Raw genomic sequence first — 20,821 nt, forward strand, 5'->3', positions numbered from 1 at the left:
TGCAAGCCTTTTGCTAAAAAAAATTAAAATTATTTTTGAACATTTAGCCAAAGTTTTGTTTTTCAACCAAATATGTAGTCAATATTTTTTCAAAATTATCGCCAACATTCACCGGAACGTACTTAATTTGGTTCTTTGCACAGGTTAAAGCCAGATTTTTAAAATAGGCTTCTGCCCTTTTTTCATATTCTACTTTTACATTATCGGCAAAAATAGATACTTCTTCACCTGATTCTAAGTCGATAAACTTTCTTGGTGCATTGTCAAAATCAAATTTAAGCTCTGTCTTATTATCAACAACATGAAACAAAACTACTTTATGTTTATTGTGTTTAAGATGCTGCAAGGCATTAAAAAGCTTTTCGTCATCCTCTGACTGAAACATATCAGTAAACAAGATAATCATCGAACGGCGGTGCATTTTCTCCGCAATTTGATGTAGGTAAGTAATTGTATCTGTGCTTTTTTTAACTTTTGGCTGTTCTAATAATTGCTCTAATTTATTAAGCAACATTCTATGATGGCGATCGCTCCCTTTTTCTGGAGCATAATATTCGTAACTGTCCGAGAAAACACTTAAACCTACAGCATCTCGTTGTTTCTTTAAAATATTCATTAAAACCGCCGAAGCCAAAACTGCAAAACCAATCTTCTTTTCATAAAAAGGCTGATTCGATTTTAGTTCAGGATAATGCATCGACGACGAATTATCGACAATAAGATGACATCGCATATTGGTTTCTTCCTCAAAACGTTTCGTATACAAACGATCTGTTTTAGCAAACAGCTTCCAATCGATGTGTTTGGTACTTTCTCCGGCATTATAAACTTTATGCTCCGAAAACTCTGCCGAAAATCCATGAAACGGACTCTTGTGCATTCCGGATATAAAACCTTCTACAACTTGATTGGCCAACATTTCGAGATGCTGAAAACTGGAGACTTTCTCTATTTCCGATTCGATTTTCATTCGGTTTCTTTTTTAATATTTTGAGCGCGGTATAAACCGTCTGTCGCTTGCAATAATTTTCGTTTTAATATTGGACTAAAATTAGGGTTTTCTTTTAAGAATCGCTGTACTTCATCAAAAGCATATTTCGACGAATACTTTCCAACTGTATTACTCAACCAATCTTTCGGGAAGAAAATATCTCCTGTACGCTGAATTTCTTCAACCAAGTCTAATGAAAATCTAATATACTTTTGAGCACTTTCCTGACGCAACGGATGATTAAAATTGGCCAAACCTACAGAAACCCAAGATTCTTTTTCTCTGTTTTTATCTTCCTTTAAAGATTCCATAAAAGCATTTCGAACTAATTCGTCTTTTGATAAAGAAGGAAGCAAAAACTCAAAACGCTTTTGTTTATCAGGATTTGTAATCGCTGTTCTTGTTTTATTTAAAATCTCGTTTGCTTTTTCATGTTTAAAAATAGCCAGATTCATCGCTATATTCGTAAAATCGTCTTCGTTTAATTTTAAATTCGGAATTACTGTTTCTTTATTCCAAATCTGATACAGTTTAGCTTTTGCCGAATCTGAATAAGCAATCGCGCTAAATAAATTAAATAAAGTCTTTTTTACATTAGCAGATAAATTTGCTTGCAAGCGTGCCAATAAAGTATTACTAAGTAATTCCCCTGCTTTATCTTGCTGTTTTTCTGTCAAAAATTTCCAATAAACTGCATTTAAATTATTAGATGCAATTTTTAAAACCAATTCATTTTCTTCCGTTTGAATGGCTTTCAAAAAACAATCAAAAGCTTTTTCCGGAGTAACATTTCCAATCAACATGTTTTCGTACAAATTACTGTAAGCAGAAGCTCTAGCAACCTCATCTTTCAACGTTGAAATATAATTTAAGTTATTCCCGTCAAGCGGAAAAACGCCGTAACCAAAACCATTATAATTGTATACAATCGAAAGCGGTTTTTCAAGCCCAACAGCTTTCTTTAAAAGGAGACTTTTATCTTTAATATTAGCACTTAAAACCTTGACATCATTTTGATAAACTAAACCAATCTGAAAAATCTGTGGCCAAACATTATCTGATTCATCTTCAGCTTTTTGCTGAATCTCAAATGTTTTAATTCGGTTTTGAGAGTCGTATTTTATTTTATCTGCAAAAATGGCTCTTCCGGATTTATTTACCCAAACCTCGCTCCACTTTTTCATATTTAGCGGAGTTTCAGCATCTAGAATTTCGACCAAATTATTCCAGTCGGCATTATCGTTGGCATATTTTTTAATGTATTTTTCAATTCCTTTCTGAAAAGCTTCTTTTCCCATAGAAGCTTCTAACTGACGCATCATTATGGGCGCTTTGTTGTAAATAATAGCGCCGTAAAGTGAACCCGCATCTTTAAGATTGGCCAATTTTTGTTTTATTGGATGTGTTCCTAGCGAACGATCTTCGGCGTAAGCATTTGCATAATGTGCCGCAAAAAACTGCAAATTATGATTGATATTCGGAAAAATTGGATTCATGATTTTGTCTGCCATAAAATTGGCAAAAACTTCTTTCATCCAAACATCGTCAAACCATTTCATAGTAACCAAATCACCAAACCACATATGCGAAGTTTCATGTGCTATAAGTTTTGCACGATCTAGCTTTTCGCTATCTGTAGCACTATTATCCAAGAACAAAGTCGATTCTCTGTACTGAATTGCGCCAACATGCTCCATTCCTCCATATTGAAAAACAGGAATCGAAGCAAAATCTAATTTCTGAAACGGAAAAGGATAATTGGTATATTTTACTAAAAAGTCTAATGACTGTTGGTGCAAATTAAAAATTGTATCGGTACTTACGCGAAGTTTTTCAGCATTGTTCTCGCGATACAACATCGTCATGTTTCTATTACCAGGTTTTTTGGTTACGTTTTTAAATTTTCCTGCAACGAATGAAAACAAATAAGTACTCATTTTATCTGATTCTCCAAAAGTGTAAGCGATAAAATCACCTTTTTCGACTTTCTCTTTAATATCGGCACCAGCCAAAACCGACCAATCTTTTGGAACAGTCAAGCTTAATTTATAAGTTGCCTTAATATCCGGCTGATCAAAACACGGGAATAAAGTACTCGCGCGATCCGGAACTAATAATGTATACAGGAAATCATCATTACGATTTAAGGATAAATTACCGGCAACAAAAGAAATAACAACCTTATTTCTTCCTAATATTAAGGATTCAGGAGCAATAACAATATGCCCTTTTTCGTGAATTAGAGAAATACTTTTTCCGTTTACAACAATAGATTTTAGGTTTGAAGTATTCTCTTTAAAATCTAAATACAAAGGTTCGCTTAAATCAGAAAGTGTCAGATCTAAAGTTAGATTAGAATTGATTTCCTGCTGTTTTTGCTTCGGAATTTCAAACGACAACCCATAAGTTACATTAGAGATTTGATGTTTTCTAAAAATCGCCATTTGCTCAGAAACACCATTATCCAACACCAGATTTTGTTTTTGTTTCGATTGAGAAAAACCAATTGTAGTAAAAGCAAGAAAGCAAAGAAAGCTGTAGAAAATTTTCATTTTTAAAGGAATATAAGATTCGTTAAAAATAAAAAAAGTTTGCCACGAATTTCACGAATTAACACGAATTAAAATTCTTTTGCCACAGATTACGCAGATTAAAATGATTTTTCTTTTTAATCCATGAAAATACTTTAATCTGTAGCAACCTTTTTTAAGCATTATCCTAAATAAATAATTCGTGTTAATTCGTGAAATTCGCGGCAAAAAAAAATCTTTTTTAATCTTTAAAATCTGTGGCAAAAAACTATTAGAAATAAAAAAGGCTTGACTTTCGTCAAACCTTCTTTATATAAATCATAATCTTACGATTACAACAAAGCGTCTAAACTATCTGCGTAGGTTTGTTTCGGAGCAACTCCTACTTGTTTTCCTACTACTTCACCGTTATGAAAAACCAAAACGGTTGGTATGTTACGCACACCATATTTTGCAGCGAATTCTTGGTTTGCATCTACATCTACTTTTCCAACAACTACTTTTCCTGCGTATTCCTCGCTAATTTGGTCAATGATTGGACCAACCATTCTACAAGGACCACACCATGCTGCCCAAAAATCTACCATTACTGGTTTATCTGATTTTAAAACTACTTCATCAAAAGTAGCATCTGTTATTGCTAATGCCATAATTTTTTATCTTTTAAAATTATTGTCTGAATTGTTTCGTTTCAAACTAGAGTACAAATTTAAAAATTTAAAGCAAATGAAACACCATAACCAAATTAGTTTTCATTATAAATGCATTGTCAATAATTATACTAACATTAAAAACATTTTTTGAAAGCCTTTACCTACATTAAATTAAAGTTCCGTTTTTTGTCTTACCTTTATGTTTAAGAAATTTCGGCCAAATGAAAGCAATTTTAAATCAACTCAAGACTTTTTTTCAATCCACAGGTTTTAAAAAATACGCCAAACGCTTTGGTTATTTTATTTTGGGTTGCATTTTACTGCTTTTACTACTTTGTGGTGGCCTATCTATTTACTTCAATCAAAACAAAACCGAAATCATTGCCAAGATCAACACCAAAATCAATGAAAACATTAATGGGAAGTTCCATATTGGCGATTTTCATTATAAATTTCTAACTGGTTTCCCAAATTTCACCTTAGCATTAAAAGACGTAGAACTAAAGGACAATCAATGGAATACTCACAAACACACTTTATTAAAGGCCAAAGAAATTGAAGCTCGTTTAAACATATGGAGTTTATTGCATCATGAAATCAACATTCATAAAATCCTGATAAACGGTGCAGATATTTATGTTTATAAGGCCGAAAACGGTTATTCGAACGCTAATATCTTTAAACCCAAAAAGAAAAAAGCTCCCGAAAACAAATCTGAAACCGAAACTACTATCGATCAAGTCGACCTCAACGATGTTCATTTTGTTTTAGACAATCGTCTGGGACATAAATTATTTAATTTTGATGCTACCAGTTTAAAATCGAAAGTTGATTATGATGGCGACGACTGGCAAACCGATGTTTTTCTGGATACCAACATCAAAAGTTTGGCTTTTAATACCGTACACGGAAGTTTTGCCAAAGAAAAAGAACTCAAAGGAACTTTTAATGTTTCGTATTCATCTAAAAATGAAAAAATTGACGTTGTGACCAAAGGTCTAAAAATTGGAACCGACACTTTTGATATTACCGCATTTTTTAATTTAGCCAAAGGTAATGCGCTTTTTGGAATCAACATTGGGACTACTATTTTATGGCAAAATGCTTCGAATTTACTTTCGGCAAACATCAGTTCTAAACTAAATCGCTTTAACTTAAATAAACCAATTGATGTAAACTGCGACATAAAAGGTGATTTTAATGCCGAGGGCGATCCAAGAATCGTAGTTCAAGCCATTGTAAAAAACAACGAATTGAGTATTCCGGACGGACAACTTAAAAACTGTCATTTTAAAGGAATTTTTACCAATAATTTCAAACCGAAAGACGGTTATAACGACGCCAATTCGGCTGTTATTCTAAATGGTTTTGCCGCAGAATACGAAAATATTCCGCTTACAATTCCGCAATTGTCTATTAATAATCTCGAAAAACCATTGGCAACCGGAACTGTAAGTTCAGATTTTGATGTTACCAAACTCAACCAAATAAGCAACGACAAATGGATTCAGTTTACCGAAGGTCATGCCAAAGCCAACCTTCAGTTTCAGTTTGATATTGTCGATTTGTACATCAATAAACCTAAATTTATTGGTAATGTAAACGTCGAGAATACCTCTTTTGATTTTATTCCAAAAAAAGTACATGCCGAAAAAGTAAACATTCAGCTTGACTTTACACAAGAAGCTTTATTGATTAAAAAAATCACTTATAAGCACAAGAAAAACACGATTATCATTGACGGAAAAATCAATAATTTCCTGAACTTATATTATGATGCTCCAGAAAAAATGGTTGTAAACTGGAATATTTACTTTCCAAATCTCGATTTAAAACAATTTTTGGGTGTTTTAGCCACTTCTCAAAAAAGTAAAGTTGTTGCAAAAACCAACAAAAAACCCACAATGTCGAACCAAATAAGAACTGCAATCGAAAAATGCGCTGTTGTAATCGACATTAAAGCCGATAAAATAAATTATAATAAATTATCAGCCACAAATACTACTGCAACCATACAAATGATCAACTCTAAACTGGTGATAAAAAATGGTTTTCTACAAACTTCTGGCGGAAACATCAAGTTTAACAGCGAAGTAACTCCTAGCGGAAAAAACTTTGCTTTTAGCTCGAATGCCCAAGTAAACAAAGTTGATATTGCGAGTTTTTTAAAATCGTTCAACAACTTCGGGGTTACGTCTTTTAGCCCAAACAACATTAAAGGAAAGTTAACAAGTCAGGCCAATGTTACCGGTTTTATCAATAGCAATGGCGAATTAATTACCAATTCTATGCACGGAAATCTAACTTTCAATGTCAATCAGGGTGCTTTATTAAACTTCGAGCCTATTGTAAAAATTGGGAAATTTGCTTTTCCGTTTCGCGATGTCAACAATATAACCTTTAGCGATTTATCAGGAAAACTTAAACTACGTGGCGAGCAAGTCGACGTTAATAATTTCACCATAAGTTCCAGCGTTTTAAACCTCGATGCCGAAGGCGTTTACTCTTTTGGTAGAGGAACCAATATCGCGCTAACCATCCCACTCCGAAATTCTAAAAACGATATTAAACTCGCCACCAAAGCCGAGCGCGATGCCGTTCGCGAACGCGGAATTGTTCTGCATTTAATTGCACTCGACGATGCCGGAAAAATGAAAATTAAATGGGGAAAGAAAGATAAATAGTCATTGCGAGGAACGACCTGTTCGCCGTGGCAAAAGCAATCACACCGCAAAGTCTCCCAATCTTGTCATCTCGACGAAGGAGAGATCACACCAGAAACTCCACAAAGATTTGTCACTCTGAGCGAAGTCGAAGAGTCTTTGTCTATCTTGGAATTTGGAATTTAAAATATTGAAATTTCCCAGTAGCTATTTCCTGCTGTACACTCTATCTTTTATTGCTTAAAGAAAGCAACAAAAGGATGCCGTTCCCATCGGGGCTAGGACTTTTGGTTTCATAAGAAAGTTTATAAATATTAATTAACGCCAGTCAGAAATGATTGGCGTTTTTTTATGGAGTAAATTGAAAACCACAGTTAATATCCCGTTGAAAACTATTATTTAATGAGGTCAATTGTACGCGGATCAATTATCGCCTAAAAACTACATTTGAAATTATGATTTAGATTACTAATATAAAAAAAACGTTATCAAAAAATGAAATATTTAGCAGAAATAATTTTCGGAAAAGATCAAATAAAGAAGTATCACAATAATGAAACTTTAAATGATTGTGAAAAAATAATCAACTTAAAAAAGTACACTTTTGAAACTTGGGTAGAAAGAAATGCATTTTACAAAGGAATAGGCGAAGCAATGAGTTGGTTAGAATTCGAAGTAATTAAAGAATTTGAAGAGAATGATCACAAAGAAGAAAAAGAAGATGAAGATAAATTTGATTATTGGGCATTTATTGAGAAATATTACCCAAAGTATTCTCATTGCAACAACGTTTTGTTAAGCGACATTTTAACTCGAAAACTTTATGGAGAAGAAATTAGCGAAAGTGATGAAAAATATATCAAAGATTGGGATGTTAGGAATGAATTGTTTGAAGTAGACAAGGATTTACTTTGTAAGGCTTTTGAAAATTATTTTAATATTAGTTATCCTGAAAATCTTAACTCTTAAAAAATTAATAAGAATAGTTAATGTGATTATATTTCACTAATATTAAACTTCGTTATCAAATTAGTATTTACAAATCATTTATTGCATTATTAAAGATGTCTAAAATCATAAATGTTACTTGTGCAATTATTTTAAAGGATGAAAAAATTCTCGTTGCACAAAGAAATGAAAAAATGAAATTACCTCTAAAATGGGAATTTCCAGGCGGAAAATTAGAACTTAATGAGACTGAAATAGATTGTATAAAAAGAGAGATAAAAGAAGAAATAAATATTAGCATTGAAGTATTACAAAAATTATCAAATAACATTCATGATTATGGTACTTTTAAAATCAACTTAATTCCTTTCTTAGTTCATTATATTTCAGGTGAAATTAAATTATCAGAACACAAAGATTACAGATTACTAGAAAGATCACAATTATTAAACCTTGATTGGGCCGAAGCGGATTTACCAATCGTTGAAGAATTTTTAAAACTTGAAATATGACCCAAGGATTATATGAAGAATTAGTTACCAAGCTAATAAACTATAAAATAAACGAACTAGATAAAGATACATTTCAAATTAAAAAATCTCCGATAGACAAAGCTGAAGCAGCTCAGATATTATCACAACATATGGGTGAAACTATAAAACATGCTTTTACATTGATAAAAGGGGAAAATATTATAGAAACTCAAATTGAAATTGCTAATAAAATAATTCTCTTTCTAACAGAAGAATTAAAAAAAGAAAAGTTTGAAGGTGATTTAATTGAGACAGAAGGAAAAATATTGAAGGCTGTTTTTACGAAAATTGATACCCATTTTAAAGACTTAGATTTACATTTAAAAGAAATTACGCCATATACTAGACTAATTCATAGCGAGCTTTTTACTGGAGGAAATGCGGGAACAACTTTAGAAAGTGAATTACGAAAAGAGATATTATCTTCTGATAATATTGATTTATTAGTTTCATTTATTAAATGGAAAGGTATTCGAATCCTTGAACGTGAATTAAGAGAATTTACTGAAAGAGGCGGAAAATTAAGAGTAATTACAACTACATATATTGGCGCAACAGATTCGAAAGCAGTTGAATTCTTGGCATCATTAGAAAACACAGAAGTTAAAGTTTCCTATAATACAGGAAATGAGCGTTTACATGCAAAAGCTTACTTATTTCAAAGAAATACAGGTTTCCACACGGGCTATATTGGATCTTCAAATTTTTCTCGCTCAGCTTTAACTGATGGTTTAGAATGGAATTTAAAAGTTACAACTAAAGAAGTTGGACATATTATTGATAAATTTAAAAAAACATTTGAGGCGTATTGGCAAAATTCAGACTTTGAATTATATGATAAAAATATCCATTCTGAAAAATTAGTTTCTGCTCTAAAACAAGGTAAGTTTTCAAAAGAATATACTTTTACAACAACTTATTTTGATATCAAACCTTATTCCTATCAAAAGGAAATTCTTGAAAAACTGGAAGTTGAAAGAACAATTCATAATAGACATAGAAATCTTTTGGTAGCAGCTACAGGAACGGGAAAAACTGTAATATCTGCCTTTGATTACAAAAATTTTAGGAATAATAATAAATCATCTAAACTTCTTTTTGTAGCGCATCGAAAGGAAATTTTGCAACAAGCAAAAGCGACTTTTCAAGGTGTTTTAAAAGAAAATAATTTTGGAGATTTATGGGTTGATGGAATTGAGCCTAATTCTAACGAATATCTTTTTGTGTCCGTACAAACTTTAAATAATCGATTAAAGGATTTAAAACTTTCTCCAGACTATTACGACTTTATTATTCTTGATGAAGCTCATCATGGATCAGCTTCAAGTTATAGACCTTTTCTGAATTACTTTAAACCTAAGATCTTACTAGGATTAACCGCAACTCCGGAAAGAATGGATAACGAAAATATCCTCGATGATTTCTGTGACCGCATTGCAGCAGAAATTAGACTTCCTGAAGCATTAAATAAACAACTATTATGTCCTTTTCAATATTTTGGAATTACTGATAGTATTGATTTGACAAATGTAAAATGGGAAAAAGGTAAATATGTCGCAAGCGAATTAACAGCTTTATATACTAAAAACGATATTCGTGTTGGGGAGATAATTACAAATCTTAATAAATACGTTAATGATATAAATGATGTTCGTGCAATCGGTTTTTGTGTAACCGTTGAACACGCTATTTTTATGACTGAAAAATTTAATTTGGCAGGATTAAACGCAAATTACTTAACATCTAAAAATGCAAATGAAAGAGACAAAATCAGGGAAGAATTCAAGAAAAAAGAATTCAATTATTTATTTGTAGTTGACATTTTCAATGAAGGTGTTGACATTCCTGAAATTGATACCGTTTTGTTTTTAAGACCTACAGAAAGTTTAACTGTTTTTCTTCAGCAATTAGGTCGTGGTTTACGTTTAGCAGAAGGAAAAGATTGTTTGACTGTTTTAGATTTTGTTGGAAATTCAAGACCTGAATATGATTTCGAAAGTAAGTTTAGAGCATTAATAGGTAAAACAACAACTTCTGTTAAAAAAGAGATTGAAGATGATTTTCCACATTTACCTTTAGGTTGTTCTATTGTTCTGGAGAAAAAAACAAAAGAGACAATTCTAGAAAACATTAAAAAAGCTACATCACTAAATGTAAGTCAATTAACAACTAAAATCACAAATTTTCAACATCAAACGAATTTACCTTTAACCTTAAATAATTTTATTGAATTTTATCATATACCAATTGAAACAATCTACTCTAAAAAAGAAACATGGTCTAGTTTATGTCAAAAAGCTGGAGTGATAAAAGATCTTGAAAGTATAAATGAAAAACAGATTTATTCAGCTATTAAGAATAAGTGGTTATCAACCAATTCTACTAGCTATTTCAATTTCATTTTAATGATTGCAAAAAAAGGTTTTAATATAAGAATTGATGATTTCGAAGAAAATCAAAAAACCATGCTTTTAATGTTGCATTACGATGTTTGGCAAAATGCTGGAGGATTTGATTCTTTAGAGAAAAGTATAATTCAGATAGGAAAAAATAAAACTCTTGTGAATGAGATTATAGAAGTCCTAGAGATATTATGTGATAAAATTGGTTTTAAAGAAATTGACATTCAATTACCTTATAAACAACCATTAAAATTACATGCTCGATATACGAGAGATCAAATATTAGCAGCTTTCCGTTTAAGTACATTTGATAAAAAATCATCTAATCGAGAAGGCGCAGCAGAAAATAAAAGTTTAAACACAGAAATACTTTTTATTAATTTGATTAAATCCGAAGAAAATTTTTCTCCTACAACTATGTATGAGGATTATGCTATAAGCGAAACGTTATTTCATTGGCAATCACATAATGCTTATGGCCCAGAAACTAGTAAAGGAGTTTCGTACATAAACCATCTTGAAAACAATAAAAAAATATTACTTTTTATTAGAGAAAAAGACAAAGATGAAAATAAAAACACAATTGGATATGTTTTTATTGGAGAAGGTATTTTTAAAGAAACAGAAGGTTCAAAACCAATGAATATACAATGGGAATTAAACGAACCAATACCAAATTATCTTTGGACAGAATCTGCAAAAATGTCAATAGGTTAATTTAGAAAACATGATAAAACATTCAATCTTAGAAATTCCAACTGTACTTAATCCACCTATAAAACTTAGAGACGTTATTTACAATTGTCCTGTTTGTGATTACGATATTGAAATAGATATGTTTGTTGATGATAGTAGTTTAGTAAAATGTGATATTTGTGATCACATAACAAAATTTAAAATTATAAGAATATAAAAAATATCGCTTACTCGACAATTGCAACGGAGTTTCTAGTGCGATTTCTCATTCTTCGAAATGACAAAAAAACCAAAATAAAAAAAGCCACTTCACAGTGGCTTTTCGTTTATTATAATTTAATCATTCAATCTCCATATAGGGATTTAAAATTTCGGCTAGTTCGTTGAGCCAGAAATAACCTTCTTCGACTGATTTTGGGTCGATTTGCATCGTTTCGCATTCTCGCATTAAAGACAGGGCGAGAAGATAATTTACTTTTCGAATTGTTTTAGCGAAACTTTTAGGATCTGTTTCTTGGTTGAAAAATTCATTTAACCTCAATTCTGTTTCTTTTGAAAGGCTGTTGACACTCATAATTTAACGTTTAGGGAATATAAAACCCGTGTAGCTAAGGTGTCCTACGCCGTTAAAAGCGTTGCAGTTGTTTCCAATACCGCCACCATACCGCACGGGCAAAAGTTTAATCGAGTTCATGTTTTAACGTTTAGGACTGCGAAGATACCAAAAAACACTTTGATTTGTGAGGGTTTTCTTTTTGAATTTAGAATTTTGATTGCTTATTGTTGTGGGGCTTCGACTCCGCTCAGCCTGACACTATTGTGGTGATTGTTTATTTTTCGTGATAAACTGGGAGGAGTTTCTTGGGTGATTTCTCTCTTCGTTCGAAATGATAAAAAATCTTAATTTCTTTCGTCTACAAAAATGACAAACTTGGCGGAATTTCTCTTTTGTGGAATGACAAACTTGGCGAAAAAAAAGTGCAATTATTTTCTTAATGTTTTATTAACTCACTTGTGTTTTAATTCTAAAAAAGATAGCTTTGAGAAACAATCATTAAATATAAACCGATATGGAAATTCAAATCAATACCGACAAGAACATCGAAGGACACGAAAGATTAGAAGCTTATTTTTCTGGCGAATTAGAAAAAGGTTTAGCACGTTTTGAGGAAAAAATAACCCGCATCGAAGTTCACTTTGGAGATGAAAACGGAGAAAAATTCAGCGTAAACGATAAAAAATGTGTAATCGAAGTTCGTACTGCAAAACTACAACCCGTAACTGTTACAGAACACTCTGATACGCTCGAAAAAGCATTTAGTGGTGCATTGGCAAAAGCAAAAAAATCGCTTACTACGACTTTCGAAAAAATGAAGGCGTATTAATCTATATAATATCAAATGCAAAAATGGCATTATCTTTAATCAGGATAATGCCATTTTTTATTTTAGCAAAGCGGTCATTTCTTCCCAATGCAATATTTTGACTTTTTCGTTTAATGCGTTTGCACTGTTTACCATGGCTTTGGCAATATCGGTTGCTTCTATTCCTTTGTATTTGCTTAAACCTCCAACAAATATTGGATTGATGAATTTAAATATCCCAATAAAAACTTTTTCGGCAGGTCGGTTTTCTTTTCTGTTTCCTAAAATCATCGACGGACGAAAGATATAAGTATGATCTAAATTTAGACTGGTAATATCTTGCTCTGTTTCGCCTTTTAATTTGCTATAAAATATCGAAGATTTTGCATTTGCCCCGAGTGCCGAAACCAGAAAAACTGCTTTTGCTCCGTTTTCCTTTGCCAGTTTTGTGGCTAGAATTGGGTAATCGTGATCGATTTGATAGTATAGTTTTTTATCGGGAGTTTTCTTTTGTGTGGTTCCAAGAGCAATAAAAACTTCATCTACTTGAATGTCTTTTACAACTTCGGGCAATGTATTAAAATCACCAATCAAGGTTTTTAATTTTGGATGCTGAATGTTTAGATCTTTCCTTACAACGATTATTACTTGTTGGTAATTGGCATTATTCAACAAATTATCGAGAATATAAGATCCTACTAATCCGCTTGCTCCGTATAGAATTGCTTTTTTCATAAGTAAGGCGATTTGTTTCCTCGAAGTTAGAAATTTTTGTCACAGATTTTACAGATTAGAATGATTAATATATTTTTTGTTTCTCGCAGATTTTGCAGATCAAGCAGATTTTTCCTGATCTTTAAAACGGTGAGGTTTATTTTTAACACATAGAATCATAGAATTTTGGAACTTTAAAAAGGCATTCCATTTGTTTAAACGCACATAGCTATGTGCCAAATCTTGATTTGTTTTTAACTCTTTTGTACTTGCTTTGAAAATTCTATGATTCTATGTGTTTATTTTTTTCTCGCAGATTTTGCAGATCAAGCTGTTTTTTCTATTTTTTTTTTAATCCTTTAATCTGCGGCAAAAAAAAACTTAGTAAGCTTTTTGTCTACATTCTCATTGTTTAAATAAAAATACGATTAACATAATAATAACGCTTTTTGATATTGTAAGAAGTAATTTTGCAGTCCCAAAAGTGAAACTTGGTTTTTGAAGTAAAAAACAAGTTTCTTAATTGAGATTATCCAATACAAATTATTAAAAATTACATTCATGAAAAAGCAACTACTCGTATTATTTATCGCAATCCTTTCAGGCTTTGGCGTAAATGCGCAAGTAAAATCATCTGAAACAAATGTGCTGGTTTTGATCTATTCTCAAAACGGCGGAACTTATAAAATGGCTAAATCTATTGCCGAAGGAATTCAGGAATATCCAAACTCAAAGGCAATTATAAAACGTGTTCCTTCGATAAATACTAAAGAAAAACTAAATGCCGATGTTGAGAAATTACCAATTGCAACAATCGAAGAATTGGCGAATTATGACGGAATCGCTTTTGGAAGTCCGGTTCATTTTGCCAATATTAGTGCCGATATGAATTACTTTTTCAGCCAAAGTATTCCGCTTTGGACTTCGAGAGTTTTAGAAGGAAAACCAACTACTGTATTTATGTCGGCTGGATCTGGAGCAGGAAAAGAAGCGGCAATTTTGTCTTTCTGGAATATTCTGGCTTCGCACGGAATGGTGATTGTTCCAACTGGAATTATGGGAACGGCAACTTTAGACAAAACGGTTCCGCAGGGAAATACTCCTTTTGGTGCAACTTCACTGGCAGGTTCTACAGGAACTCGTCCGTCGCCAAGCGAATTGAATTTGGCTAAAGAACAAGGAAAAGCTTTGGCAAGAGTAGCATCTGGATTGAAAAACACGGAGAATATTAAAAATGTAAAAACAACCTCGGTTGAAACAAAAAGCGATATCAACAAAACTTTAAAAGACAATAATATTGTACTTCCTGAAGCGCCTAAACCGGTTGGAAATTATGTTCCGTTTACCATTTCAGATCATAAGGTTTATATTAATCAAGTGGCTTTGAAAGATGGAAAAATTTTAAATCCGGGTAAAGTTGGCGCAACAGTTACCGAAGATCAAGCAAAAGAAGCTACATATCAAACAATGCTAAATGTTATTGCGGTTTTGAAAGAAGCTTGCGGAGGCGATTTGAACAAGGTAAAACAATGTGTACAATTGACTGGATATTTTAATACAACTCCAGAATATACGCAACATGCAGGACTTATGAATTCGGCCTCAAATTTAACGGCTTTGGTTTTTGGAGAAAAAGGAAAACATGCCAGAGCAACAATTGGTGCGGTTTCGTTACCAATAAATTCAGCTGTTGAAATTCAGGCGATTTTTGAAATTGAATAAAAGAAATCCAAACATTGTCATCCTGAGCGAAGTCGAAGGAACGTACGGGCGTCGACAAAGATTGGCGATATCCTTTGCGCCTTCGACTTCGCTCAGGAAGACAAGATTGCGCTGAAAACTGAGACTGAAAACTGAAAACTGGGACTAAAAACCACGTAAGCGTGAGGGATAGAAGCTAGCTACCAAAGTAGCGCGGATAGCCCGACAGCAATAAAAAAAGGGGCCGACTAAGCGATTTGCATAGTTGGCCCCTTTTTTTATTGGTGGCACGCCCAGATGATTATTGACGTGAATATTATGATTTTGGCAACGGAGCTCCAACAGCTATATCGCAACGGTGTCCTGTTTGCCCGTGTGGCGGATTCATTCCTTCGGCGGTTGCAACTGGTGCTTCGGTACTTAATAAGGCCGGAACTGCATTATTTGCGGCTGGTGGCGTAACGGTAAAGTTTTGAGATACGCTTCCGCTTTGTGCTGTATTTGTGGCAGGTTGTTTTGCCGGAGCAGAATTTAAAGGTGCTCCAACCGCGATGTCGCAACGGTGTCCGGGTTGTCCGTGGGCAGGATTCATTCCTTTGGCTACTTTTGTTGGCGCTACAGTTGTTGTTACTACTTGTGGCTGACCTGCATTTACTTGCACTGGTTGTGCATTCGCGGCCTGACCTTGTGTTGGTGCCGAATTTAACGGTGCTCCAACTGCAATATCGCAACGGTGCCCGGGTTGCCCGTGTGCAGGATTTAGCCCTTTGTTGTCGCTCATTACGGTATTTGGATTCGTTGGCGAGGCTTGAACTACTGATTGCGTTTTTGTTGTATCTTTTGCTAATCCTAATTTAACCAATTCAGATGTTGGTGTGTTTTCCTGTGGTTCTAATTCTTTCTTGCAAGAAGTAAAAATTAAGGAAGTAATTACTATCGAACTTATAAAGATTCTCGGATTCATAGTTGTGGTATTTTAGAGCATTCAAATATACTAAATCATATTATACCATATAAGTGATATGAGATAATTTAAGTTTTGGGTTGTAATATAATCTTGAAAAGGCGTTGATTCTCTTTTCTCATTTTATGTCATTTCGAGGAACGAGAAATCACACTCGAAACTCCGTGCCTACAATCGTAAATCATTGTCGATCTACTGGTGTGATTTCTCATTCCTCGAAATGACAAATAGTACGTTTTAATCCTTATTTTAAAATAAAAACTACGCCTTTTAGCGAGATTAATTTTATTCGTGTACAACGGATTAAAATCCGTTGCTACAAAATAGATCGTTCTTCCGGAACTCTTGTAAAGAGCCTTCGGTTCGATTTATATTGTAGGGATAGATTTTAATCCGTCCTAAATTTAAAGAATCATTTTAACCTTTGAGCCTTTGCACCTTTGTACCTTTGAAATAATTTTTGCTAACTTTAAATCCAAAACAAAACTTCTCATGAAAAAATCGATTTTACTTTTATTGTTTGTTGCTTCTTTTGCAAATGCGCAAACCACAGAAAAAGAAAAAGTTAGTCAAACGCTCGATGCTTGGCACAAAGCTGCTGCCGATGCAAAATTTGATGCTTACTTTAATTTAATGGCCGATGACGCTATTTTTATTGGAACTGATGCTACTGAAAACTGGAATAAAAAGGATTTTAAAGTTTGGGCAAAACCATTTTTCGACAAAGGAAAAACCTGGAATTTTACGGCTCTGGAACGTCATATCTTTTTTGACAAAACGGGTAAAATAGCTTGGTTTGACGAATTACTGAATACGCAAATGAAAATTTGTCGCAGTTCTGGTGTTTTGGTAAAAGTGGGGAAAGAATGGAAAATTCAGCATTATGTTTTATCAATGACTGTTCCTAATGACGAAGTTGATGCTGCGATTAAAATAAAAGCTCCAATTGAAGACGTTTTAATTGCGGAGCTTCAGAAAAAATAAACATTTTAAGAGTTTCTTCTTATAATCCTAACTTTTATAGCACTTTAAAGAATCGAATAGTAATTTGATTATAATACAATTGGCAATTTTATCCGTAATTTAGAAGTTCAAAATAAGATTGTCTCAAAAAAACATATCTAATTTTACAATATTTACTAAAATAAAACAACAACCTCTATTTTAACAGCCCTTAAAATCAAAATCTTTATTTTTTTTTAACTTTGACCCCAAAAAAAATAGGGTTAAATAAAGTATCTGAAAAATGAATATAGAAAAACGCTGGATCATTTCCTTTATTATTATAAGTATTGTTTGTATTACTGGCGCATTTTGGCCAACGGTTACTGAAAATAGTTACGTATTATCTGAATTTGGCACTACTGAACATATTGTTCCTGCCGATGTTGCCTGGATGTTAACTTCATGTTGTTTGGTTTTGATTATGACGCCTGGATTATCTTTTTTCTATGGCGGAATGGTTGGCAGAAAAAATGTGATTTCGACTATGCTTCAAAGTTTTATCTGTTTGGGCGTTGTAACGCTTTTGTGGGTTGTTGTAGGTTTTAGTTTGGCGTTTGGAGATCCTGTTGGCTTTGGTTCTGGAGATCATTTCTATAGCTTTTTTGGCAATCCAACGACTTTTGCTTTTATGGATTATGTTGGTGTTTTACCTCATAAAAAATTGGCTAGTACTATTCCGTTTATGTTGTTTGCATTGTTTCAAATGAAATTTGCCATTATCGCTCCGGCAATTATTACGGGTTCATTTGCAGAACGTGTTCGTTTTATATCGTATTTATTATTCATCAGTTTATTTACCATTTTTATTTATGCGCCATTGTGCCATTCGGTTTGGTATCCAACTGGAATTTTGGGCACTTATTTTGGCGTTAAAGATTTCGCTGGTGGAACTGTTGTTCATATGAGTTCTGGATTTGCTGCTTTGGCGGGTGTTCTTGTTTTAGGAAAAAGAAAGAACAGCCAGCATATACCAACCAATATTCCGTTTGTGTTATTAGGAACAGGAATGTTATGGTTTGGATGGTTTGGGTTTAACGCTGGTTCTGCTCTTGCGGCCAACGGAACTGCTGCAATGGCTTTTGCAACAACCACTACATCATCTGCCGCTGCAATGTTAACATGGATTTTCTTTGATCGAATGAACGGAAGAAAGGTTTCGGCTTTAGGTGCTTGCATTGGCGCTGTGGTTGGTCTTGTTGCCATTACACCTGCCGCTGGTTTTGTGTCTGTTCCCGAAAGTATGTTCTTTGGATTTATAACGGCTTTAGTTTCAAATTCGGCTGTGAATTGTCGTTTCTCAAAAAGATTTGATGATACTTTAGATGTCTTCGCTTGTCATGGTGTTGGCGGAATTATGGGAATGATTCTAACCGCAATATTTGCTCATGGCGAAAATGCAAGTTTACTACATGGTGGCTGGAATGTATTTGCTCACCACATGATGGCATTGGTTTTGGTTTCAATATTTACTTTCTTCGGCGCTTATTTATTATTCAAGGTAACCAATTTTATTATTCCGTTACGTGTTTCTGAAGAAAATGAACACATAGGACTTGATTTATCGCAACACGATGAAACTCTTGACCCAAATTCAAAAGCAATTACCGAGGCTCATTATGGGTAATTTTTTTGCCACGAATTTCACTAATTTTCGCTAATTTTTCCTTCTTTAAGTTTCAGTTTGAAGCGGTAAAATTAATTCGTGAAAATTCGTGAAATTCGTGGCGAATAAACAATAATCCTAATCAAAAGTAGCAACAAAAAACTTTAAACGTAATTGCGCTATTTTCATTCGTTTATATTCCTTAATTTTGCTGAAAATTTTTGTAAAAGTGGGAAGTAAAAATAAACTAAAAAGATTCAGAGAAAACGAAACATTTCAAAACGTTTTTCAACCAACAAGAGAAGAAGTTGTAGGCGATTTAATGCCTCTGAAAGGAAAATGGAATTCTGATTTCTTTAAAAATGATAATCCATTAGTTTTAGAATTAGGATGTGGAAAAGGAGAATATTCTGTTGGATTGGCAGAAAGATATCCTGACAAAAATTTTATTGGAATTGATATTAAAGGTGCTCGTTTTTGGAGAGGCGCTAAAACCGCTGTTGAAAACGGATTGCATAATGTTGCTTTTATTCGTACTCAAATCGAATTGATCAACCATATTTTTAATGAAAATGAAGTAGACGAAATCTGGATTACTTTTCCGGATCCTCAAATCAAATACAAAAGAACAAAACACAGAATGACAAATTCTGAGTTTTTAAAATTGTATAAAAAAATCCTTAAAAAAGACGGTGTTGTAAATCTTAAAACCGATAGCGAATTCATGCACGGTTATACTCTTGGATTGCTTCACGGTGAAGGACATGAGGTTTTATACGCAAATCATAACGTATATACAAATGAAGGAAGTCCTGAGGAAGTTACTGCTTTTCAGACTTTTTACGAGAAACAATATTTAGAAATTAACAAGGCAATTACGTATATTCGTTTTAAAATTAAAGACTAATTTAATTTTAAAAACTGCTTTTTCAACCCATTAAATAACCGAATGGTATTACTTACTCCTTTAATTTCAGGTTTTATTGCAGCTTTCATTGGGATTATTCCGCCTGGTTTAATCAATATGACGGCGGCTAAAGTAAACATGAAAGAAGGAAAAAAGAATGCTTTGTGGTTTGTTGCGGGAGCAATATTAATAATCTTTTTTCAGGTTTCTTTAGCTGTTTTATTTGCTCAGGTAATTGACAATCGACCAGACGTTGTAACTTTATTACGCGAAGTTGGTTTTGTTATTTTTTCGATATTAACAATTTACTTTTTGTTTATTGCTAAAGAACCTAAAGCTAAGAAATCGAAGATTAAAAAAAGCAGCAAAAAAAGTCGGTTCTTTTTAGGAATGTTATTATCTGGGTTGAATTTCTTCCCGATTCCGTATTATGTCGTGGTAAGCATTACTTTGGCTTCTTACCATCTTTTTGCATTCGAAAACAACATAATCTTTACTTTTGTATTCGGATCCGTTTTAGGATCGTTTGCTGCTTTATACAGCTATATTGGTTTCTTTGGAAGAATCGAAAAGAAAACCGATTATGTAATGCGAAACATGAATACTATTATTGGAAGCATTACTGGTTTGATTTCTGTGGCAACACTTTTTAATATTCTAAGTTATTATTTCGGGTAAAAAATATAAATCCCAGATTTCACAGATTAAATGATTTTCATTTAATTTTAGTCTTCTTAAATCTGTGTAAAACTTAAACTTTACAAACCAAAGTAAAATCATTTTTAATCCTTTAATATGTGGCAGAGAACATGGCTGAAGATAATTTTTTCGAACGAGTTTATACCATCGCCAGACAAATTCCATATGGAAAAGTAACTTCTTATGGTGCAATTGCCAAAGCATTAGGAACTGCTCGTTCTGCACGAATGGTGGGCTGGGCAATGAACGCTTGTCATAATATGGATGATGTTCCGGCGCACAGAGTTGTTAACAGAAAAGGACTTTTGACTGGAAAACATCATTTTGACGGAACCAACTTAATGCAACAACTTTTAGAAAATGAAGGCATTGAAGTGATCGACAATCAGATTATAGATTTCGAAAAACACTTTTGGACGCCTGAGGTTTCTAACACATAATTTTTTT

The 20,821-nt window shown here is 33.1% G+C and carries 17 protein-coding genes; 11 read left to right on the top strand and 6 right to left on the bottom strand.

Annotation, left to right across the window (positions count from 1 at the left end; all coding sequences use genetic code 11):
• Window positions 1–43: 43 nt before the first annotated feature.
• From IW18_RS05930 to trxA, 3 genes are all read right to left on the bottom strand, one after another.
• Complete coding sequence (locus tag IW18_RS05930) at window positions 44–970, bottom strand: DUF58 domain-containing protein (protein ID WP_041516660.1); 927 nt, start codon at window positions 968–970, stop codon at window positions 44–46.
• The gene (locus tag IW18_RS05935) at window positions 967–3,543 is read right to left on the bottom strand and encodes a M1 family aminopeptidase (protein ID WP_041516661.1); all 2,577 of its coding nucleotides are present in this window, start codon (window positions 3,541–3,543) and stop codon (window positions 967–969) included. The genes IW18_RS05930 and IW18_RS05935 overlap by 4 nt, the downstream gene beginning before the upstream one ends.
• A 311-nt stretch (window positions 3,544–3,854) precedes the next feature.
• Complete coding sequence (gene trxA, locus IW18_RS05940) at window positions 3,855–4,172, bottom strand: thioredoxin (RefSeq protein ID WP_041516662.1); 318 nt, start codon at window positions 4,170–4,172, stop codon at window positions 3,855–3,857.
• A 224-nt stretch (window positions 4,173–4,396) separates the two neighbouring features.
• Here trxA and IW18_RS05945 point away from each other — a divergent pair, with 224 nt between their 5' ends.
• From IW18_RS05945 to IW18_RS05960, 4 genes are all read left to right on the top strand, one after another.
• Window positions 4,397–6,859 (top strand): AsmA-like C-terminal region-containing protein, encoded by a 2,463-nt coding sequence (locus IW18_RS05945; RefSeq protein ID WP_041516663.1) that lies wholly within the window; start codon window positions 4,397–4,399, stop codon window positions 6,857–6,859.
• A 474-nt stretch (window positions 6,860–7,333) separates the two neighbouring features.
• The gene (locus IW18_RS22630) at window positions 7,334–7,807 is read left to right on the top strand and encodes a hypothetical protein (RefSeq protein WP_052480093.1); all 474 of its coding nucleotides are present in this window, start codon (window positions 7,334–7,336) and stop codon (window positions 7,805–7,807) included.
• Between the two features lie 95 nt (window positions 7,808–7,902).
• The gene (locus IW18_RS05955; RefSeq protein ID WP_316931570.1) at window positions 7,903–8,298 is read left to right on the top strand and encodes a (deoxy)nucleoside triphosphate pyrophosphohydrolase; all 396 of its coding nucleotides are present in this window, start codon (window positions 7,903–7,905) and stop codon (window positions 8,296–8,298) included.
• Window positions 8,295–11,438, top strand: coding sequence for a DUF3427 domain-containing protein (locus IW18_RS05960; protein ID WP_041516664.1), 3,144 nt, complete (start codon window positions 8,295–8,297; stop codon window positions 11,436–11,438). Before IW18_RS05955 ends, IW18_RS05960 begins: the two co-directional genes overlap by 4 nt.
• Window positions 11,439–11,757: 319 nt before the next feature.
• Here the strand turns inward: IW18_RS05960 and IW18_RS05970 are convergent, their stop codons facing one another.
• On the bottom strand, window positions 11,758–11,991 hold the full coding sequence (locus tag IW18_RS05970; RefSeq protein ID WP_041516666.1) for a hypothetical protein: 234 nt from the start codon (window positions 11,989–11,991) through the stop codon (window positions 11,758–11,760).
• Window positions 11,992–12,487: 496 nt separating this feature from the next.
• Here IW18_RS05970 and IW18_RS05975 point away from each other — a divergent pair, with 496 nt between their 5' ends.
• The gene (locus IW18_RS05975; protein ID WP_041516667.1) at window positions 12,488–12,802 is read left to right on the top strand and encodes an HPF/RaiA family ribosome-associated protein; all 315 of its coding nucleotides are present in this window, start codon (window positions 12,488–12,490) and stop codon (window positions 12,800–12,802) included.
• A gap of 57 nt (window positions 12,803–12,859) precedes the next feature.
• On the opposite strand, the gene IW18_RS05980 is transcribed toward IW18_RS05975, so the two are convergent.
• Window positions 12,860–13,516, bottom strand: a complete 657-nt coding sequence (locus IW18_RS05980) for an oxidoreductase (protein WP_041516668.1) — start codon at window positions 13,514–13,516, stop codon at window positions 12,860–12,862.
• Between the two features lie 540 nt (window positions 13,517–14,056).
• Between IW18_RS05980 and wrbA the strand changes: the two genes are divergently transcribed.
• Window positions 14,057–15,217 carry an NAD(P)H:quinone oxidoreductase gene (gene wrbA / locus IW18_RS05985; RefSeq protein ID WP_041516669.1) on the top strand — a complete coding sequence of 387 codons (1,161 nt, stop codon included), beginning with the start codon at window positions 14,057–14,059 and terminating at the stop codon, window positions 15,215–15,217.
• Window positions 15,218–15,512: 295 nt separating this feature from the next.
• On the opposite strand, the gene IW18_RS05990 is transcribed toward wrbA, so the two are convergent.
• On the bottom strand, window positions 15,513–16,160 hold the full coding sequence (locus tag IW18_RS05990; protein WP_041516670.1) for a hypothetical protein: 648 nt from the start codon (window positions 16,158–16,160) through the stop codon (window positions 15,513–15,515).
• Between the two features lie 492 nt (window positions 16,161–16,652).
• On the opposite strand from IW18_RS05990, the gene IW18_RS05995 reads away from it, so the two are divergent.
• The 5 genes from IW18_RS05995 (at window position 16,653) to IW18_RS06015 (ending at window position 20,814) form a co-directional block, all read left to right on the top strand.
• Window positions 16,653–17,144, top strand: a complete 492-nt coding sequence (locus tag IW18_RS05995; protein WP_041516671.1) for a nuclear transport factor 2 family protein — start codon at window positions 16,653–16,655, stop codon at window positions 17,142–17,144.
• Between the two features lie 262 nt (window positions 17,145–17,406).
• A complete protein-coding gene (locus tag IW18_RS06000; protein ID WP_041516672.1) occupies window positions 17,407–18,789 on the top strand; it encodes an ammonium transporter in 1,383 nt (460 codons plus the stop codon).
• Between the two features lie 208 nt (window positions 18,790–18,997).
• Entirely contained in the window at window positions 18,998–19,675 is a 678-nt protein-coding gene (gene trmB / locus IW18_RS06005) for a tRNA (guanosine(46)-N7)-methyltransferase TrmB (protein ID WP_041516806.1), read from the top strand.
• A gap of 42 nt (window positions 19,676–19,717) precedes the next feature.
• On the top strand, window positions 19,718–20,353 hold the full coding sequence (locus tag IW18_RS06010) for a LysE family transporter (RefSeq protein WP_041516673.1): 636 nt from the start codon (window positions 19,718–19,720) through the stop codon (window positions 20,351–20,353).
• A 131-nt stretch (window positions 20,354–20,484) separates the two neighbouring features.
• A complete protein-coding gene (locus IW18_RS06015) occupies window positions 20,485–20,814 on the top strand; it encodes an MGMT family protein (protein ID WP_041516674.1) in 330 nt (109 codons plus the stop codon).
• Window positions 20,815–20,821: the final 7 nt, after the last annotated feature.

Origin of the sequence: Flavobacterium hibernum, assembly GCF_000832125.1 — a bacterium.
Lineage (GTDB): Bacteria > Bacteroidota > Bacteroidia > Flavobacteriales > Flavobacteriaceae > Flavobacterium > Flavobacterium hibernum.

What these genes read in the sequence shown, in the direction of transcription:
- IW18_RS05930 (WP_041516660.1), bottom strand. Translation starts at nt 970, where the DNA reads ATGAAAATCGAATCGGAAATAGAGAAAGTCTCCAGTTTTCAGCATCTC.
- IW18_RS05935 (WP_041516661.1), bottom strand. Translation starts at nt 3,543, where the DNA reads ATGAAAATTTTCTACAGCTTTCTTTGCTTTCTTGCTTTTACTACAATT.
- trxA (WP_041516662.1), bottom strand. Translation starts at nt 4,172, where the DNA reads ATGGCATTAGCAATAACAGATGCTACTTTTGATGAAGTAGTTTTAAAA.
- IW18_RS05945 (WP_041516663.1), top strand. Translation starts at nt 4,397, where the DNA reads ATGAAAGCAATTTTAAATCAACTCAAGACTTTTTTTCAATCCACAGGT.
- IW18_RS22630 (WP_052480093.1), top strand. Translation starts at nt 7,334, where the DNA reads ATGAAATATTTAGCAGAAATAATTTTCGGAAAAGATCAAATAAAGAAG.
- IW18_RS05955 (WP_316931570.1), top strand. Translation starts at nt 7,903, where the DNA reads ATGTCTAAAATCATAAATGTTACTTGTGCAATTATTTTAAAGGATGAA.
- IW18_RS05960 (WP_041516664.1), top strand. Translation starts at nt 8,295, where the DNA reads ATGACCCAAGGATTATATGAAGAATTAGTTACCAAGCTAATAAACTAT.
- IW18_RS05970 (WP_041516666.1), bottom strand. Translation starts at nt 11,991, where the DNA reads ATGAGTGTCAACAGCCTTTCAAAAGAAACAGAATTGAGGTTAAATGAA.
- IW18_RS05975 (WP_041516667.1), top strand. Translation starts at nt 12,488, where the DNA reads ATGGAAATTCAAATCAATACCGACAAGAACATCGAAGGACACGAAAGA.
- IW18_RS05980 (WP_041516668.1), bottom strand. Translation starts at nt 13,516, where the DNA reads ATGAAAAAAGCAATTCTATACGGAGCAAGCGGATTAGTAGGATCTTAT.
- wrbA (WP_041516669.1), top strand. Translation starts at nt 14,057, where the DNA reads ATGAAAAAGCAACTACTCGTATTATTTATCGCAATCCTTTCAGGCTTT.
- IW18_RS05990 (WP_041516670.1), bottom strand. Translation starts at nt 16,160, where the DNA reads ATGAATCCGAGAATCTTTATAAGTTCGATAGTAATTACTTCCTTAATT.
- IW18_RS05995 (WP_041516671.1), top strand. Translation starts at nt 16,653, where the DNA reads ATGAAAAAATCGATTTTACTTTTATTGTTTGTTGCTTCTTTTGCAAAT.
- IW18_RS06000 (WP_041516672.1), top strand. Translation starts at nt 17,407, where the DNA reads ATGAATATAGAAAAACGCTGGATCATTTCCTTTATTATTATAAGTATT.
- IW18_RS06010 (WP_041516673.1), top strand. Translation starts at nt 19,718, where the DNA reads ATGGTATTACTTACTCCTTTAATTTCAGGTTTTATTGCAGCTTTCATT.
- IW18_RS06015 (WP_041516674.1), top strand. Translation starts at nt 20,485, where the DNA reads ATGGCTGAAGATAATTTTTTCGAACGAGTTTATACCATCGCCAGACAA.